The organism is Zobellella aerophila (assembly GCF_039539325.1).
In the GTDB taxonomy this organism is placed as follows: Bacteria; Pseudomonadota; Gammaproteobacteria; order Enterobacterales; family Aeromonadaceae; genus Oceanimonas; species Oceanimonas aerophila.
Genome location: NZ_BAABCX010000006.1, coordinates 46,154 through 62,967 on the forward strand (window position 1 = coordinate 46,154; position 16,814 = coordinate 62,967).

Sequence of the window (16,814 nt, forward strand, 5' to 3'; positions counted from 1 at the left end):
AGTGTGAGCCGCGGCCGTAAAAGGCCTGCATGGCGGCACTTGGCACCAGGGGTAGCCGAGACAACAAGGATTCCCGCGTGTTTGGTGACAAATTCTATAAAAAAATAAACAAGCTGATGCCCTGGCAACAAACGGTATTCGCCCTGAGCCTGGCCGAACGCATGTATCCTAACTATCGGTTGTTTGCCGAAACCTCGGGGTTCGGTGACGGCGAACGCTTTCGACATACCCTGGACGTCTTATGGACCTATCTGACGGTAAAAGGATCCCGGGTGGACTTGTCCACCGAACTGGAAGCATTTGAAAAGATGATCCCGGATCCCGCCCGCTTTGAATCCTATGGTGCCTATCCGGCGCTGGACGCCTGCGTGGCCCTGGGGGCGGCCTACAATTCGGTGATTTGCCGCATCGGTGAAGAGGCCTCGGAAGCCAGCCATGCCTCGCTGGGAGCGGTGGCCGGTTTTGTCGAGTTGTTGGCGGAGCGGGATCTCAGCGATGAGGAACTGTACGAAAACGAGTTGATCGAGGCCGAGATGGAGTTTCAGGTGGCCTTGTTGGAGCGGGTTGCCCAGCCCAGGGAGGCCGAGACCATACTGGCCATCCGGGACTTTTCCGCCCAGGGGGGGGTCTCCAACCTGGGGATCAGCCTGGAAGAATAAGCCGGTTATTCGTGGAGCAGGCTGCCGACCTGCAGCAGGGGGGCCACATCCAGATCACTGGCGTTCATCATGGTCGACACCCGTTGCAACGAGGATAACAGCAGGTTTTGCTCCCAGGTGTCCAAGGCCTGAAAGCGCTTGATGAAGCTCTCCTGCAGGGGACGGGGCGCCGTTTTCAACTTGGCCACGCCCTCATCGGTCAATACCGCATGGACCTTGCGTTTGTCGGTTTGGCTGCGCTCACGCCGTACCAGGTTTTTCTGCTCCAGCCGGTCGATAATGGTGGTCGCGGTGGCCTGGCTCATGTTGGTCGCTTGAGCCAGCTCGCGCATGGTGATATCCCCCATATCCTGGATTGCCTGCATCAGCAGCAACTGGGGCCCGGTTAGACCCGATTCCTTGCTGAGCTTGCGGGAGTGGATATCGATGGCCCGGATTATCTGGCGCAACGCTACTAGGATTTCTTCGTGTTTTTCCAAGGTCATCCTGCCGATGGTGCTGCTTGCTCGATGGGCGGCACCTTATCGTAAATTTCACAGGGTTGAAAGCCTTGCCTTTTGACTTATGACGTACAGTCAACGGCAGCGTCCGGCCGTGCAGCCGACCTTTTTACAAGGTGTTAACGGTATATTGCCGCCAATGGGTTAACCGATGGGCACGAGGCCGGAAGCTGAGCTTTTTCACCCTTGTTGTATGACTCAATTTTAATTGTATGTACAATTGAATCAGCAACAGGAGGCCAAGTGACCCAATCAACCCCGCTTTATCAGCAAATCAAGCAGCATATCCTATCCCGTATTCAGTCCGGGGAGTATCCGCTGTATCAGCAGATCCCACCCGAGCAGACGCTGGCCGAGCAATTTTGTGTCAGCCGGATGACGGCCCACAAGGCGATCCGGGATCTGGTGCAGGAAGGCTACCTGATACGGCGGGCCGGGTTGGGCACCTTTGTCACCGAGCCCAAGGCGGAATCCCCCCTGGCCGATATCAATAATATTGCCGACGAAGTGCGAAGCCGAGGCCATAGCTACAGCAACAGCGTGATCCTGCTGGAAAATCGCCGGGCAGACGAGGAAATTGCCCTGCAGATGGGCATGCGGCTTAATGCCAATGTCTATCACTCGGTGATAGTGCATAAGGAGAACGAGGTGCCGATCCAAGTCGAGGAGCGCTTCGTCAACCCGGTGCTGGTGCCCGATTACCTGTCCTGCGATTTCAGCCAGATGACGCCTAATGCTTTTTTGGTGCAGAACTGCCCGCTGTCCGATCTGGAACATATAGTGGAGGCCAGGATAGCCCCCGCACAAATCGGCGAGTGGCTGAAGGTCAAGCCGGAAATCCCCTGCCTGCTGGTCAGCCGGCGCACCTGGTCACTGCATCAGCTGGTCAGTTTTGCCCGGCTCTGGCACCCGGGTGATCGCTATAAACTCAGATCGACCCTTAAGTTGGGGTAAGCCTCAGCGCCACTGGGTCAGCTGCAGATCCAGGCTGTGCTCACCGTCGGTCAGCTGCAGCTCGAACTCCTGCAGGGTGGCGTAGAGGTCCATCGAGCGGGTACATAACTCTGCCAGCTGCGCCGGCTGGGGATCGGTCAGATGAAAAATCTGCAATCTGGGCAGCTGGCCCAGCTCAGTCCGATGCTTGTTCCACCATTCCAGGGCGCTGCGTCCGCCATAGCTGTAGATCACCACCTGCTCGGCCCGGGACAGGGCCTGTTTGATGCGCTTGACGCTGGGCTCACCCAGCTCGACCCACAGCAGGGTGCGGCCATCAGGCGACTTCTGCCACAGTTCAGGCTCGTCGTCGGTCGACAATCCCTTGGTAAAACTTAAATCTTCATGGCCATGACGCATAAAGGCGAGCAGTCGTACCATCAGCCGGGTTTCGGTTTCGGAGGGGTGACGGGCAACGGTCAGGCTGTGCTCTTGGTAATAGTGACGGTGCAGGTCGCTGATATTCATGCGGACCTTGTGCAGGGTGGCGTTCAGGGCCATGACGGTTTCTCTTATAAAAAACACCATCTTAGCGGCAAGAGGAGATGGGAACCAGCCCAAATAGCCCCCTTTGCCGGCGTTCGCAGTTCGGGTATCCCGATTGGCGGTTAACCGGTCGGATTTTATCCTGAAGAAATACGGTGAGGGGCAAGAAGCGCCGCCGCGGGTACGGCGGCGCCCGTTTTGATTGTCAGCTTGCCACCAGCATGGCGGTGGGAATGGCCAGCAGCAGGCTTAACAGCGCGCGGATAAACCAGACGATCACCAGGGTACCGACTTTCAGCGGGATGCGGGTAGCCAGTATGCAGGGGATGGAAGCCGAGAAAAACAGCACCGAGGATACGCACACCACGCCGGCGGCGAAGCGGGCGATGAAGTCGGCCTCGGCCATCAGCAGCGCCGGCAGGAACATTTCCGCCAGCCCGGCGGCGGTGGCGCGGGACAGGGCCATGCCATCCTCGATACCCCACAGCCAGGTGACCGGGTAGAACAGGTAACCCAGCCAGTCAAACAGCGGCGTGTACTTGGCGATCAGCAGGCCCAGCAGGCCGACCGACATGATGGACGGCAGTATGCTGATGGTCATCACCAGGCCATCCTTGAAGTTATCGACGATATTCTTGCCCAGGCTGGGAGCCTGCTCGGCCACTTCGAGGCCATTCTGCCAGGCGACACCCAGACGATTACCGTCCTCACACTCCGGCTCCCGGTGCCGGGCATGGTTGTCCATGGTGGACAGCGGCGGCAGCCGCACCGTGATGGCGGTGACGATAAAGGTGATCAGCAGGGTCAGCCAGAAATACTGGTTCCAGATATCCATCAGATCCAGGGTCTTGGCGACGATGATCATAAAGGTCGCCGAGACGGTGGAAAAACCGGTGGCGATGATGGCGGCTTCCCGTGCCGAGTAATGACCCGAGCTGTACACCCGGTTGGTGATCAGCAGGCCGATGGAGTAGCTGCCGACAAAGGAGGCCACCGCATCGATGGCGGAACGGCCGGGGGTGCGCCAGATCGGTTGCATCAGCTTCTGTACCAGTATGCCGATTGCTTCCAGCAGGCCATAGCCGACCAGGAAGGCCAGGAACACCGAGCCGATGGGCACGATCAGGCCGACCGAGATCACCAGCTTGTTGAACAGGAACGGCAGCATGTCCGGAGCCTGCAGTATCGCCGGTCCGGCCCCGGTGACCGCCATGACGCCGGCGGCTAGCCCCAACCATTTCAGCAGCAGGAACACCTTGTCGGTGATACTTTCCCGCCAGCGGCCGGTGATCAGCGGATAGACGGCGCCGGCCAGTATCATTGCCATGGCGTACCAGGCGGCACCGGTATCGCCCAGGGCGCCGCGCAGCCAGCCCACCATATGATCCAGGGGGATGCTTTGCTTACCCTGCAGGCTGATGGGAATAAAAAAGATAAATATACCTATGGCGCTGAGGCCCAGCAGTCGGCCTATGGCCTTGCCTTGGGGGCGAGTCTGCTCCGTTACCTGGTTCATTGCGGTCCCTCCTTTAGATTAGATATTGGACGCGTTTAATGTATATACAAAAAGGTTGGCTTTGTTAACTGATCATTGCAACAAGCTGTGATCAAAATCACCTTTTAATGAATTTAAGCGATATTTTACTTGCTTAACCGGTGTTGATGAATGAATGTATATACAAATGAACGAGGAGCTTAACGATGAAGCAAGGCACCGACAGCACACTCTGGCTTAACGCGACCCTGTTTGATGGTTTAAACACCGAAGAGCAGCCGATGGCCATGGCGGTAATAGGCGCACAGATTGCCTGGCTCAAGCCGATGAGCGAGCTGAGCGCCGCTGACCGGTCCGGCTTCGAGTGTATCGATGTGGCCGGTGCCCTGGTGACCCCGGGGCTGGTCGACTGCCACACCCATCTGGTGTTCGGTGGCAACCGGGCCGGCGAGTTCGAAGCCCGGCTGGAAGGTAAGAGCTACGAAGAGATAGCCCGCGCAGGTGGCGGTATCATCAGCACGGTGCGCGCGACCCGCGCGGCCTCTGAAGATGAGCTGTTCGAGGCAGCCAAACCCCGACTGCAGGCGTTGATGGCGGACGGCGTGACCACGGTCGAAATCAAGTCCGGCTACGGCCTGAGCCTGGAACACGAATTGAAGATGCTGCGGGTGGCGCGTCGACTGGCCGCCGAGCTGCCGGTGCGGGTACAAACCACCCTGCTCGGCGCCCATGCGCTGCCTCCCGAATATAAAGAGGACGCCGACGGCTATATCGAGCTGGTGTGTAAGGAAATGATCCCGGCGGCGGCCGCCGAAGGCCTGGCCGATGCGGTGGATGTGTTCTGCGAAAACATCGCCTTCTCGGTCGAGCAGTGCGAGCGGGTCTATGCCGCGGCCAAGGAACATGGCCTGGCCATCAAAGGGCACACCGAGCAGCTGTCCAACCTGGGTGGCAGCGCCGCCGCCGCCAGGGCCGGCGCCCTGTCGGTGGATCATGTCGAATACCTGGACGAGGCCGGGGTCAGGGCCCTGGCCGAAGCCGGCACTGTCGCCACCCTGTTGCCCGGCGCCTTCTATATGCTGCGCGAGACCCAGTTGCCGCCCATCGAGCTGCTGCGCCGTTATGGCGTGCCCATGGCGCTGGCCACCGATGCCAATCCGGGTACCTCGCCCATGTTCAGCCTGAAACTGATGCTGAACATGGCCTGCACCCTGTTCCGCCTGACCCCGGTTGAGGCGCTGCGCGGCGTAACAGCCCACGGCGCCCGGGCGCTGGGGCTGCAGCAGCAAGTGGGCCGGCTCGCTCCCGGGCTGCAGGCGGATTTCTGCCTGTGGGATACCAAGAATCCTGCCGAGCTGGCCTATAGCGTGGGCCTGCCCCGGTTAACCCAACGTATTTTTGCAGGAGTAAAGGCATGAAGCCGGAGATGAACGCATGGACAGGCCGGGTTGATCCCGAGCCCAATACCGCCCGCTGGCACCAGCAGGTACAGCCGTTCAGCCAGGCGGCCGAGCCGGGGTATACCCTGATCGGCTTTTGCAGCGATGAAGGGGTACGCCGCAACAAGGGGCGCGTGGGGGCCGCCGCAGGACCCGCCGCCATGCGCAAGATGCTGGCGAGCCTGGCCTGGCACCAGTCGGCGCCTGTCTATGACGCGGGTGATGTGGTCTGCGAAGGCGAAGCCCTGGAGCAGGCCCATGTCGCCCTGGCCGGGCAGGTCGCCGAGTGCCTGGCGCAGCGGCAACTGCCCATAGTGATGGGCGGCGGCCATGAGGTGGCCTTCGGTTCCTGGAGCGGGCTGGCCCAACATCTGGCCAAACAGCAAGTCAGCCCCCGTATCGGCATCATCAATTTCGATGCGCACTTCGATCTACGCGATCCCGGTTTCGTGGTGTCCTCCGGCACCCCCTTTGCCCAGATAGCCCAGTCCTGTGAGCAAAAAGGCTGGCCCTTCCAGTACGCCTGTCTGGGTGTGAGTCGTGCCTCCAATACCCAGGCGCTGTTCAACAAGGCCGAGCAGCTGCAGGTACTGGTATGGGAAGACAGGGCCATGACTCAGGCCCGTTTGCCCGAGCTGCAGGCCGGGCTGGATGCCTTTATCGGCGGATGCGACCACCTGTACCTGACCATAGATATCGATGTGTTTCCCGCAGCCCAGGCGCCCGGTGTCAGCGCACCGGCAGCCCGGGGGGTGGCACTGGATGTGATTGAACCTTTAATTGAACAGATTAAAGCCAGCGGCAAGTTACGGCTCGCCGATCTGGCAGAACTCAACCCCGAGTATGACGTTGATGGCCATACGGCCCGGTTGGCGGCTCGGTTAATTCATACCTTGACACTGTAAGAGGGACACCCCATGTCACAACAAAATAATCGCCATGATCCCAGCCGCGTCATCAAAGCCCCGACCGGCGTCAATAAAATCTGCAAGAGCTGGCTGACCGAAGCCGCGATGCGCATGCTGATGAACAACCTGCATCCGGATGTGGCCGAGCGGCCCGAGGATCTGGTGGTATACGGTGGTATCGGCCGGGCCGCCCGTAACTGGGATTGCTATGACAAGATCATCGAAGTGCTGCAACGCCTCGAGGACGATGAGTCCCTGCTGATCCAGTCCGGCAAGCCGGTGGGGGTGTTCAAGACCCACGTCGACGCCCCCCGGGTGCTGATCGCCAACTCCAACCTGGTACCCCACTGGGCCAACTGGGAGCACTTCAACGAGCTGGATAAGAAAGGCCTGATGATGTACGGCCAGATGACCGCCGGCTCCTGGATCTATATCGGTTCCCAGGGCATAGTGCAGGGCACATACGAAACCTTCGCCGCCATGGCCAAGCAGCACTTCGACGGTGTGGCCCAGGGCCGCTGGGTACTGACCGGCGGTCTGGGTGGCATGGGTGGCGCTCAGCCGCTGGCCGCCACCATGGCCGGTTTCTCCTGTATCACGGTTGAATGTGACGAAACCCGTATCGATTTCCGCCTGCGTACCCGTTATGTCGACAAGAAGGCCTACAGCCTGGACGAAGCGCTGGCGATGATCGAAGAAGCCAAGGCCAAGGGCGAAGCCGTTTCCGTCGGCCTGCTGGGCAACTGCGCCGATATCTTCCCGGAGATCGTCGAGCGCGGCATAGTGCCGGACGTGGTCACCGACCAGACCAGTGCCCATGATCCGCTGAACGGCTACCTGCCGAAGGGCTGGACCATGGAATACGCCGCCGAAATGCGCCAGAAAGACGAAGCGGCCGTCGTCGACGCCGCCAAGGAATCCATGGCCATCCAGGTGCGGGCCATGCTGACCCTGCAGAGCCGCGGCGCGGCCACCACCGATTACGGCAACAACATCCGTCAGATGGCGAAAGAGAAGGGTGTCGAGAATGCCTTCGACTTCCCGGGCTTTGTTCCGGCCTATATCCGTCCGCTGTTCTGCGAAGGCATAGGTCCCTTCCGCTGGGTAGCTCTGAGCGGTGATCCGGAAGATATCTACAAGACAGATGCCAAGGTCAAGGAACTGATCCCGGACGACGCGCACCTGCACAACTGGCTGGACATGGCGCGCGAGCGCATCGCCTTCCAGGGTCTGCCCGCCCGTATCTGCTGGGTTGGCCTGAAAGACCGCGCCCGTTTGGCGCTGGCCTTTAACGAAATGGTCAAGAACGGCGAGCTGAAGGCGCCCATCGTGATCGGTCGTGACCACCTGGATTCAGGCTCCGTCACCAGCCCCAACCGCGAAACCGAAGCCATGAAGGACGGTTCCGACGCCATTTCCGACTGGTCTCTGCTCAACGCCCTGCTGAACACCGCGGGCGGTGCTACCTGGGTTTCCCTGCACCACGGTGGTGGTGTGGGCATGGGTTTCAGCCAGCACGCCGGTGTGGTTATCGTCGCCGACGGCACCGACGCCGCCGCCGCCCGTCTGGGCCGGGTGCTGCGCAACGACCCGGGTACCGGGGTGATGCGTCACGCCGATGCAGGTTATGATATCGCTATTGATTGTGCCCGTGAGCAGGGCCTGGACCTGCCCATGGTAAATAAGGACTGATTTGATGACTACTCTGACTATCATCCCCGGAAAAATGACCCTGGCGCAGATGCGCCAGGCCTACGAGCAGCCGGTCAAGCTGAGCCTGGATCCGAGCACGCACGGCACCATTCAGGCCTCGGTCGACTGCGTCAACCGCATGGTCGCCGAAGACAGAACCGTTTACGGCATTAACACCGGCTTCGGCCTGCTGGCCAACACCCGCATCAAGCCGGAAGATCTGGAAACCCTGCAGCGCTCCCTGGTGCTGTCCCACGCCACCGGCCTGGGCGAACTGGTCAGCGACGAGCTGGTGCGGCTGATCATGGTGCTCAAGATCAACGGCCTGGCCCGGGGGTTCTCCGGTATCCGCCTGGAGGTGCTGGAAGCGCTGATGGCCCTGGTCAACCATGAGGTGTACCCCTGCATACCGGCCAAGGGCTCCGTCGGCGCCTCCGGCGACCTGGCGCCGCTGGCGCACATGAGCTGCGTGCTGCTGGGCGAAGGCCAGGCCCGTTACCAGGGCGAAATCATCAGTGCCGGTCAGGCGCTGGAAATCGCCGGCCTCAAGCCGATGGCGCTGGCACCGAAAGAGGGCCTAGCCCTGCTCAACGGCACCCAGGTATCCACTGCCTTCGCCCTGCGCGGCCTGTTCGAAGCCGAAGATCTGTTCGCCAGCGCCATCGTGGTCGGTGGCCTGACCGTGGAAGCGACCCTGAGCTCCCGTCGTCCGTTCGACCCCCGCATCCATGAGGTGCGCGGTCAAGCCGGGCAGATCGATGCCGCCGCCGGCTACCGCCATGTGCTGGGTGAGTCCAGCGACATCAGCAAGTCTCATGTGCACTGTGCCAAGGTGCAGGATCCTTACTCCCTGCGCTGCCAGCCCCAGGTGATGGGCGCCTGCCTGACCCAGTTGCGGCAGGCCGCCGAGGTGCTGCTGATCGAAGGCAATGCGGTGTCCGATAACCCGCTGGTATTCGCCGAAGACAACGACGTCATCTCCGGTGGTAACTTCCACGCCGAGCCGGTGGCCATGGCGGCGGACAATATCGCCCTGGCGATTGCCGAAATCGGCTCCCTGAGCGAGCGCCGGGTGTCGCTGATGATGGATACCCATATGTCTGGCCTGCCGCCCTTCCTGGTGGAAAACGGCGGGGTCAACTCCGGCTTTATGATTGCCCAAGTGACGGCGGCGGCGTTGGCATCCGACAACAAGGCGCTGGCGCATCCGCACTCGGTCGATTCCCTGCCGACGTCCGCCAACCAGGAGGACCACGTGTCCATGGCTCCCAACGGCGGTCGTCGCCTGTGGCCCATGGTGGAAAACAGCCGCGGCGTGCTGGCTATCGAGCTGCTGGCGGCTTGTCAGGGCCTGGATTTCCGTGGCGGCCTGAAGACCACACCGACCCTGGAGCTGGCCCGTCAGACCCTGCGTGAAAAGGTCAGCTACTACGACAAGGACCGCTTCTTCGCGCCGGATATCGAGCAGGCCGATGCCCTGCTCAAGGCCGGTAGCCTGAGCCGTCTGGTACAACCGGGTCTGTTGCCCAGCCACTGAGCACGAGTGAGCTGATAGGGCATTTTTGGGGGTTGCTTGGGCAACCCCTTTTTTTTGTGGGCGTAATGGAGTGAACAAGCGGCAGGCAATGTTTCCTCGTCGGGCCAAGGCCCGACCTACCTGATGCGGGTGACCGACAATCCTACAATTCGCCCTGTGCCCGCTCACTCAGGAAGATCTGCTCCGGCGCCGGATGCATCAGAAAGTGCTGGTGGGAGATATTCCAGGCATAGGCACCCGCATGGCGGAACACCAGCCAGTCGCCGATGGCCAGCTCAGGGATGGGCTGGCGGCGCGCCAGCACATCCTTGGGGGTGCACAGCTGGCCCACCAGGGTGACATGGGCGTCCCGCAGCCGTGCCGGCTGCCTGCCGCGCAGCACATAAAAGGGATGGTCGTGGCCCTGGGCGGCCGGGGTGCGGAAATGGTGGGTGCCGCCGCGGGCGATGGCAAACCATTCCCCGTGGTTGCGCTTGATGTCCAGCACTTCCATCACATAGTAGCCGCAGCGGGCGCTGATGAAGCGACCGCATTCGAAGCGCAGCCGGGTGCCGGTCATCTGCTCGGCGATGATCAGCGCCTGCAGCTCCCGGCAGAAGGCGGGCCAGTCGAACAGCCGATCCGGTTGCTGGTAGTCGACGCCGATGCCGCCGCCTACATTCAGCACCTTTGCCTCCAGCCCGTATTGGGCCTGCCAGCCCTTGACGGTGCGGAAGTAGAGCCGCATCAGCGCCAGGTGGGCCTGCGGGTCCAGCTGGTGCGACATCAGGTGAAAGTGGAAGCCCTGCAGCACGAGGCAGGGATGCTCGGCAACCAGCGCCAGCGCCTCGGGCAGGTCGTCCGGGTCCAAGCCGAAGGGGGTGGGCTTGCCGCCCATGGCGAGCTTGGTGCTGGGCAGGCCGTCGAGCGGGATGTTCATGCGCAGCATGAGTTTTGCCGTGCAACCGAGTCTGGCACAGAGGCCGACCAAGCGTTCCAGCTCGGTCAGGCTTTCCACATGGATGCATTCCACTCCCAGTCGCAGGGCGGCTTCCAGCTCGGAGTTCAGCTTGCCGGGGCCGCCGAACAGCAGTCGCTGCTGCGGGTGCCGCTCCGCCAGCCAGGCCAGCTCGCCGCCCGAGGCGGCTTCGAAGCCGTCCACTATGGGGGCCAGGGTGTCCAGTATGGGTCCCATTGGGTTGGCCTTGGCGGCGTAAAACAGCTCGCAGTTGGCGGGCAGGGCCTCGCGCATCTGCCGGGCGTGGGCGGCCAGGGCGTCCAGGTCGTAGAGATAGGCACAAACAGGCTCGTCGGCCGTTTGTTGCAGCTGTGTTAACTGTTGTTCAATCAGGGGGCTCATGCGGATGCTCTCATCGGGTGGGCTAGCAGGGTGTAGTCGGCCAGGCGGTCGGCCTTTTGCAGCAGCCGGGTTTTCAGGTTGTTTTTGGAAGGCAGGGGGCCGCCTGCCAGCAGCTCGGCAATCTCCGCCGGCCAGCAGTTGGCGTCGGCCCAGGCCTGCAGGGCCGACGACAGCCGCAGCCAGGCGGCCCGCTCCAGTTCGGCGTTACCGTCGGCCAGGTGGAAGATGGCTTCCGACAGGTTGTTGACCAGCAGGCAGTAGCCGATGCGGTTCCAGCCCTGGGCCCTGGGGTAGTGGACCGAGGCCCGGGCCCGCTCCGACAGGCCCTGCAGGCGCTGCTCCGGCCACAGCTCCGGGAGCAGCTTGGTGCCTTCCAGATCCCGGATCCAGACCCGGCTCGGCAGGCCGTTATCGAAGCCGACCAGGGTGTTCTGCAGGTGGGGTTCGAACACCACCCCATGATTGAAGCAGGCATCCAGCACCCCGGGCACCAGCGCCCTCAGGTAGGCATCGAACCAGTTCAGGGCGGCGTCCCGGTAACGCCAGCCCCGGTCCCGGGCCAGGCCGAGCAGCCGCTGCACCAGCTGGCTCTGGCCGAAGCGATCCCAGGCGAACAGGGCGCCGGCCAGGGTTGGCTCGCAGGCCTGCTGTACTTCCTGGTCCAGGTTGTCGCGATAGAGCAGGCCGAAACATTCCTGCAGGTGCTGTACTTCCGCCTGTTCTGCCGGCCCGGCGAGGGATGAGAAGTCCAGGCTGGTGGCGGCCGGCTCCCGCATCAGGGCAAAGCCCGGGTTGTCCCGTTCCAGCCGGTCCAGCACCGGGGCCAGGCATTCGCTCATGAACACCGCGCTTTCCAGTTCGTACCAGGCATTCTTGCGTACGCAGTTGGTCAGCCGCACATGGATGGAGCACTTGAGAAAATAGGGCAAATCCGCCCGATACAGGGTGCGCACCGAGGAGGTGGGCCACATGGTCAGCCCCCGGGGGCCCAGGTACTCGATCAGCCCGCCTTGCTCGGCTCGACGGTAGAGCGACGAGTCCAGGATATGGCGGACCTCCCAGGGATGGCAGGGATAGAGGCCGGGGGCGCCGGCCAGTTGTTCCAGCATGGCAAGGGCCGCCGGCTCACCGTTGTGTTGCCACAGGGCCTCATCGACCCGGAACCAGCAAAGCGGGAAACGGGCGCCCACTTCGGGTGAGCAGGCCAGCAGCTCGTCCATGGGCACGCCATGGCGGCTCTTGGGGCTGGGATGCATGGGGTGCCCCCAGAGCAGGGCCTGTTCGCTTTCCAGCAGGCTGTCGGCCTGAGTGGGGCGGGCATGGGTCAGGAAGGCGCGGGTGATGCCGGTGCTGTTGGCCAGCTGATCCGCCAGCTCCTGATTAAAGGGGGTGCGGGTCTGCAGCGCCATCTCCTGCAGCAGCAGGCGACAGGCATCCATGGCCGACAGCGGCCGCCAGGGATTGCCGAAGCGCTTGATAAAGGGGGCCGAGCTGAAGCGGGCCCGGCCCAGCAGGCTGACACGATCCGCTTTCAGCGCCAGCTTGACACCGCTTTCGGGCAGGCTCAGGCGCAGCGGTTCGCCGGCGAGCAAGGTGCTGGTCAGGGCCTTGGGCAGATCGCCGTCGGCCCGCCATTCCACCTGCCCGGCGGGCAGGGCGAATTCCCGCAGGTAGCAGTTCAGCAGGCAGCCGATGGCCTGGTGTTCGGCCAGGCCCTGCAGTGGATCACTTAACGGTGTGGTCGAGATGAGCTGGGCTTCCATCGGTGTGGGTCTCCATAGTGAAAAAATTGAGTAACAGCAGGCCACCGGCACAGGCCAGGGCGGCGGCGACAAAGGGGGTATGCGCGCCCGGACCGGCGCTGAGCCAGGCGGCCACCAGACCGGCCAGCACGCCGGCACCCTTGCCCACGGCGTCGAGCTTGCCGAACCAGCTGCCGGCGTTATGGCTCCGGGTCAGCCGGCCGATCAGCTGGTTCAGCCCCAGGAAGCCGAGCCAGATCCCTAAGCCGAACAGCAGGCGTGCCGCCAGCAGGGCGGGGAGGCTGTGCAGCTGAAACTGCCAGAGGCAGGCCAGCAGCTGCAGCGCCAGTCCCCACAGCAGCGCCGTGCGCCAGGGCAGTTGCCAGCGGTGCGCAAACGGCTGCGCGAGCAGATACACCAGGTGCGGCAGGCTGTAGAGCAGACCGATCAGCGCCGGCTCGGCGACCAGTTGTTCGGCATAGGGCAGGAAGTAGGGAAAGGTCGCCACCATGGCAAAGAAGAACAGGAACTGCAGCGCCATGGCGGTCCACAGCCAGTGTTCGGGGACGGCGGTATCACCGGCCACGGACGGTTTTTTCGTGCCGGTCTCGCCTTCCCCGGGCAGGCCCATGGCCAGCACCAGCGCCGCGAGCGGCAGCAGCGCCAGCCAGAGGTAGAGCTGGCGCACCGAAAAGGCGGCGGCCAGCAGGCCCAGTCCGATGGGGGCACAGACCAGCGCCAGGCGGGCGGTGAACTGGGTCCAGCCGAGGGCGCGGGCCAGCTGCTCCCGGCTCAGGCTGACGGCCAGATAACCGTTGGCGGCGGCCAGGGTGCCGCCGAACAGCCCTTGCAGCATCAGCGCCAGGATGAACCAGCTTAAGGATGGCGCCAGGCCGGCCAGCAGGAAGGCCAGGCTCAGTCCGGCCAGGGCGCGCAACAACGAGGCCTTGCGGCCGAAGCGATCGGCGAACCGCCCCCACAGGGGGGCGGACAAGGCCGTAAGCACGGCGGGCAGGCTGTACAGCACACCGACCCAGGGGCTGGTCTGGGCCAGTCCGAATTCGGCCACCAGCCGGGGCATGAACAGCGGCATGCCGAGTACGGTAAAGGCCGCCAGGAAATGGCAGGCCAGCACGGCGGGAAGCAGCTTGCTCATTCGCCTGCCCGCAGGAAGTTGGGGCCCGACAGACCGTAGAACTTGTTGATGTCGGCCGCCCCCGAGTGCTGTTTGCTGAGCAGGCTGCCGCTTTGCAGCAGGTACTTGACGTACTGGTGCTCGGCGTTGAACAGCAGCGCTTCGGCCAGTCGGGTATCCAGCCCCTCCCGGTGCAGGGCATCCAGTTCCTGACGCAGGCTCAGGCGCAGCACCCGGTAGCCCCATTCCCGCTCCAGGCAGCCCCGTTCGGCCAGGCCTTCGAGCACGGCGGCGAGATCCAGCTGCAGGGTGATGGTGGTGAACATCTGGGCCAGGGCCAGCTCGTCGTCCACCAGGATACGGGCATCGCGCAGCTCGTCGAGGTTGCCGGCCAGTCCCGGACAGGCCTGGCCGAAGCGTTCCGGCCACAACCGGGCGGCATCGTTGTCTTTCATCACCAGGCTCAGGGGCTGGCCTGGCGTGATCGACAGCACGGCATTCTGCTGGTTGGACTCCAGGGCGATGCCGTATTTCAGCCACAGCCGCAGATGCACCCTGGCCATCAGGGCGCAGTATTCCTGCCACCAGGGCTCGAGCCCGGGTCCGCCCTGCTGCGCCAACAGGCCGGCGATATAGGGGCGGCCGTCGGGCAGGGGGCTGCACAGGGCGGCCACCGGTACCAGGGTCTCGCCGGGTCTGGGCTCAGGGTAGCGGCGCAGCAGGAAGGCAAAGAGCTTGTCATCGCCCAAGTGGCCGGCTACCGATTCGTCCACATGGCGATAGCGGCCCTGCAGCAGGGTGTCGTTATGCTCCAGGGTGGTCAGGCAGCGGGCGAACCAGTGGCCGTCGTACAGGGTACTGGGCTTGATCAGGCGGATGTTCTTCTGGCCCAGGGTGGCCATGGCCAGCGGCACCTTGAGGTGTTCGCAGGCTCTGTCCTTCAGGGCCAGGGTGCGTACCGACAGGGTCGGCACCACCGGCAGGAAGGTATCGGGGGCCGGCAGGGCGTCGGCGGGCAACGGGCCCAGCTGCTGCCAGGTGAGCGGGTGTACCGGCAGCAGCACATGGCTGTGGGCCAGGCTCGAGGCCAGGCCTACCTGGGTGAAGCGGGGCCACCAGTCCGGCAGGGGGCCGGTCAGGGTCACCCTGCCGGCGGGCAGCGCCAGCCAGTGCAGCTCGAACACCGGCGCGAATTCGGGCGCATAGGCCCTGAGTTGTACGGGGCTGAAGCCGAATTTGGCCCGGGCCGTGGGGTAGTAGGGGTGATCGAGGAAGCTGGCCAATTGATCCGCGTGCAGCAGCCGCTCACCCCAGTCCCCCCCGAAGCGGGCCAGTTGCCCGGCCTGTTCGGCGAAGGACTGGCGACACAGCTCGCCCTGCTCGACCGCGGCGTCGGCCTCATCCATATAGGACAGATAGAGCGCCTGCTCTGCCTGCTCCAGGCCGGCCATCAGCCGGCCGAGCCAGGCGCGGTGGCCGGATTCCTGCCGCCAGTAGCCATCTGAGTGATAAAACCAGTGGCTGGCGGTGGCGCACAGGGGTTGCATGTAATCGCAGTCCGCCACCGGCAGGCGCAGGGGCGAGCCCAGATGATCCAGCTCGAGCCAGAGTTGGCCGTCCTGTTCGACGCGCCGGCCCCGGCTGCGGATCTGACGGACATCTTCCCGCAGGCAGGCGTCAATGATGCGCCAGCAAATGCGTTGCTGTTCTGTCATCAGTTGATCTCCCAGTGGATGGCGGCCATGGCGTCCCCGTGCAGTCGTTCCAGCTCCGCGGCCGACTCGGCCTGCAGATAGAGCACGCCCAGGTAGTCTTTGTTGGAGTGACTCAGCAGCAGGCTGTCGCCCGCCTGGTGGAGCGCGCTGTAGCTCAGCCCGGGCCGGGCCGGAGGCTGCGGTGCCCGGACCAGCCGGCCGCTGCGTTCGGCCACCAGATACTGGATCAGGGCCTGTTGTGTCGAGGGGCTGATGGTCGGCAGGGGGCTGCCCAGATGCAGCCGCAGTATGGGGGCAAACCAGCCGCCGGGCAGCAGCCGGTCGAGCAGGAACTCACGGCCGTCGCCTATGCTGCGGTAGTTGATCTCGACCAGCACCGGGCCCTCCCGGGTGAGGATAAATTCGCTGTGGCAGACCCCGAGGCCGACCCCGAAACGACGGACCTGCTCCAGGGCCTGCGCTTGCCAGGCCTGGCTTATCGGCCCCTGCCAGCGGGCTGCGGTTTCGATGAAGTGCGGGGGCTCGGACAGGCTGACGTCGAAGCCGCCGATGGCCACCAGTTCCCGGCCGTCGCCTAGGGTTTCCAGGGTGAACAGCGGGCCTTCCATATATTGTTCCAGCAGCAGGGGGGCCGGGGATGCGCGTTCCGCCAGCAAGGCGGTCAGCTGTTCCCGGCTGTCGACCCGGCACACATCCAGGGAGGCCACCCCCTGGCTGGGCTTGACCACCAGCGGATAGGGCCAGTCGTGCTCCGGTACCTCGCCGGGCTGCAGCTGGCGGGACCAGACGCTGGGCAGGCCGAGGCCGGCCAGCCGTTCCCGCATGCGCAGCTTGTCCTTGGCCCGGTAGCAGACCTGCCAGTCCTTGGCAGGCAGCGCCAGGGCCCGGGCGGCGATGGCGGCGGCGGTCTGCAGGTGATCGCTGTTGGAGAACAGCGCGGCGGGACGGATGGCCTGCTCGGTCAGCAGATCCAGGATCGCCAGGGGATTGAAGACGTCGCACTCGAGGATGCGCACCTCTGCCAGGCGTTCCCGGTGCGCCAGCCCCTGGTCGGTGACCAGCACCACCTCATGGCCAAGACTGCGGGCGGCGGGAATAAAGCCGTCGATGACGGCGCGGTTGACCACGTGGGTCAGGATCACGATAGGGGATTGCATAACTGTCCTCAGGTTCA

At 63.6% G+C, this 16,814-nt stretch carries 14 protein-coding genes; 6 read left to right on the forward strand and 8 right to left on the reverse strand.

The features are described from left to right. Positions 1–77: 77 nt before the first annotated feature. A complete protein-coding gene (locus ABD806_RS15895) occupies positions 78–659 on the forward strand; it encodes a YjaG family protein (protein WP_344959772.1) in 582 nt (193 codons plus the stop codon). A gap of 5 nt (positions 660–664) precedes the next feature. Here the strand turns inward: ABD806_RS15895 and ABD806_RS15900 are convergent, their stop codons facing one another. Further along, positions 665–1,138 carry a MarR family winged helix-turn-helix transcriptional regulator gene (locus ABD806_RS15900; protein WP_344959773.1) on the reverse strand — a complete coding sequence of 158 codons (474 nt, stop codon included), beginning with the start codon at positions 1,136–1,138 and terminating at the stop codon, positions 665–667. Between the two features lie 264 nt (positions 1,139–1,402). Here ABD806_RS15900 and hutC point away from each other — a divergent pair, with 264 nt between their 5' ends. Continuing rightward, a complete protein-coding gene (gene hutC, locus ABD806_RS15905) occupies positions 1,403–2,113 on the forward strand; it encodes a histidine utilization transcriptional repressor HutC (protein WP_344959774.1) in 711 nt (236 codons plus the stop codon). A gap of 3 nt (positions 2,114–2,116) precedes the next feature. On the opposite strand, the gene ABD806_RS15910 is transcribed toward hutC, so the two are convergent. Continuing rightward, the gene (locus ABD806_RS15910) at positions 2,117–2,653 is read right to left on the reverse strand and encodes a YaeQ family protein (protein WP_344959775.1); all 537 of its coding nucleotides are present in this window, start codon (positions 2,651–2,653) and stop codon (positions 2,117–2,119) included. A gap of 190 nt (positions 2,654–2,843) precedes the next feature. After that, positions 2,844–4,154 (reverse strand): YjiH family protein, encoded by a 1,311-nt coding sequence (locus ABD806_RS15915; protein WP_344959776.1) that lies wholly within the window; start codon positions 4,152–4,154, stop codon positions 2,844–2,846. Between the two features lie 185 nt (positions 4,155–4,339). On the opposite strand from ABD806_RS15915, the gene hutI reads away from it, so the two are divergent. Genes hutI through hutH form a run of 4 tightly spaced genes read left to right on the forward strand, consistent with a single transcriptional unit; the run spans position 4,340 to position 9,709 of the window. Continuing rightward, positions 4,340–5,551, forward strand: coding sequence for an imidazolonepropionase (gene hutI / locus ABD806_RS15920; RefSeq protein ID WP_344959777.1), 1,212 nt, complete (start codon positions 4,340–4,342; stop codon positions 5,549–5,551). A gap of 8 nt (positions 5,552–5,559) precedes the next feature. Then, positions 5,560–6,477, forward strand: a complete 918-nt coding sequence (hutG, locus tag ABD806_RS15925; protein WP_344959778.1) for a formimidoylglutamase — start codon at positions 5,560–5,562, stop codon at positions 6,475–6,477. A gap of 12 nt (positions 6,478–6,489) precedes the next feature. Continuing rightward, positions 6,490–8,172 carry a urocanate hydratase gene (hutU, locus tag ABD806_RS15930; RefSeq protein ID WP_344959779.1) on the forward strand — a complete coding sequence of 561 codons (1,683 nt, stop codon included), beginning with the start codon at positions 6,490–6,492 and terminating at the stop codon, positions 8,170–8,172. Between the two features lie 4 nt (positions 8,173–8,176). After that, a complete protein-coding gene (hutH, locus tag ABD806_RS15935; RefSeq protein ID WP_344959780.1) occupies positions 8,177–9,709 on the forward strand; it encodes a histidine ammonia-lyase in 1,533 nt (510 codons plus the stop codon). A gap of 142 nt (positions 9,710–9,851) precedes the next feature. Here hutH and ABD806_RS15940 read toward each other — a convergent pair whose 3' ends face one another. From ABD806_RS15940 to ABD806_RS15960, 5 genes are read right to left on the reverse strand one after another with little or no spacing between them, the layout of a single operon-like run. Beyond that, complete coding sequence (locus tag ABD806_RS15940; RefSeq protein WP_344959781.1) at positions 9,852–11,048, reverse strand: type III PLP-dependent enzyme; 1,197 nt, start codon at positions 11,046–11,048, stop codon at positions 9,852–9,854. Next, on the reverse strand, positions 11,045–12,811 hold the full coding sequence (locus ABD806_RS15945; protein ID WP_344959782.1) for an IucA/IucC family protein: 1,767 nt from the start codon (positions 12,809–12,811) through the stop codon (positions 11,045–11,047). The genes ABD806_RS15940 and ABD806_RS15945 overlap by 4 nt, the downstream gene beginning before the upstream one ends. Next, a complete protein-coding gene (locus ABD806_RS15950; protein WP_344959783.1) occupies positions 12,774–13,946 on the reverse strand; it encodes an MFS transporter in 1,173 nt (390 codons plus the stop codon). Before ABD806_RS15950 ends, ABD806_RS15945 begins: the two co-directional genes overlap by 38 nt. Then, positions 13,943–15,640 (reverse strand): IucA/IucC family protein, encoded by a 1,698-nt coding sequence (locus tag ABD806_RS15955; RefSeq protein WP_344959784.1) that lies wholly within the window; start codon positions 15,638–15,640, stop codon positions 13,943–13,945. Before ABD806_RS15955 ends, ABD806_RS15950 begins: the two co-directional genes overlap by 4 nt. Continuing rightward, on the reverse strand, positions 15,640–16,797 hold the full coding sequence (locus ABD806_RS15960) for an ATP-grasp domain-containing protein (RefSeq protein ID WP_344959785.1): 1,158 nt from the start codon (positions 16,795–16,797) through the stop codon (positions 15,640–15,642). Before ABD806_RS15960 ends, ABD806_RS15955 begins: the two co-directional genes overlap by 1 nt. Positions 16,798–16,814 lie beyond the last annotated feature (17 nt).

What these genes read in the sequence shown, in the direction of transcription:
- ABD806_RS15910 (WP_344959775.1), bottom strand. Translation starts at nt 2,653, where the DNA reads ATGGCCCTGAACGCCACCCTGCACAAGGTCCGCATGAATATCAGCGAC.
- ABD806_RS15915 (WP_344959776.1), bottom strand. Translation starts at nt 4,154, where the DNA reads ATGAACCAGGTAACGGAGCAGACTCGCCCCCAAGGCAAGGCCATAGGC.
- hutI (WP_344959777.1), top strand. Translation starts at nt 4,340, where the DNA reads ATGAAGCAAGGCACCGACAGCACACTCTGGCTTAACGCGACCCTGTTT.
- hutG (WP_344959778.1), top strand. Translation starts at nt 5,560, where the DNA reads ATGAACGCATGGACAGGCCGGGTTGATCCCGAGCCCAATACCGCCCGC.
- hutU (WP_344959779.1), top strand. Translation starts at nt 6,490, where the DNA reads ATGTCACAACAAAATAATCGCCATGATCCCAGCCGCGTCATCAAAGCC.
- hutH (WP_344959780.1), top strand. Translation starts at nt 8,177, where the DNA reads ATGACTACTCTGACTATCATCCCCGGAAAAATGACCCTGGCGCAGATG.
- ABD806_RS15940 (WP_344959781.1), bottom strand. Translation starts at nt 11,048, where the DNA reads ATGAGCCCCCTGATTGAACAACAGTTAACACAGCTGCAACAAACGGCC.
- ABD806_RS15945 (WP_344959782.1), bottom strand. Translation starts at nt 12,811, where the DNA reads ATGGAAGCCCAGCTCATCTCGACCACACCGTTAAGTGATCCACTGCAG.
- ABD806_RS15950 (WP_344959783.1), bottom strand. Translation starts at nt 13,946, where the DNA reads ATGAGCAAGCTGCTTCCCGCCGTGCTGGCCTGCCATTTCCTGGCGGCC.
- ABD806_RS15955 (WP_344959784.1), bottom strand. Translation starts at nt 15,640, where the DNA reads ATGACAGAACAGCAACGCATTTGCTGGCGCATCATTGACGCCTGCCTG.
- ABD806_RS15960 (WP_344959785.1), bottom strand. Translation starts at nt 16,797, where the DNA reads ATGCAATCCCCTATCGTGATCCTGACCCACGTGGTCAACCGCGCCGTC.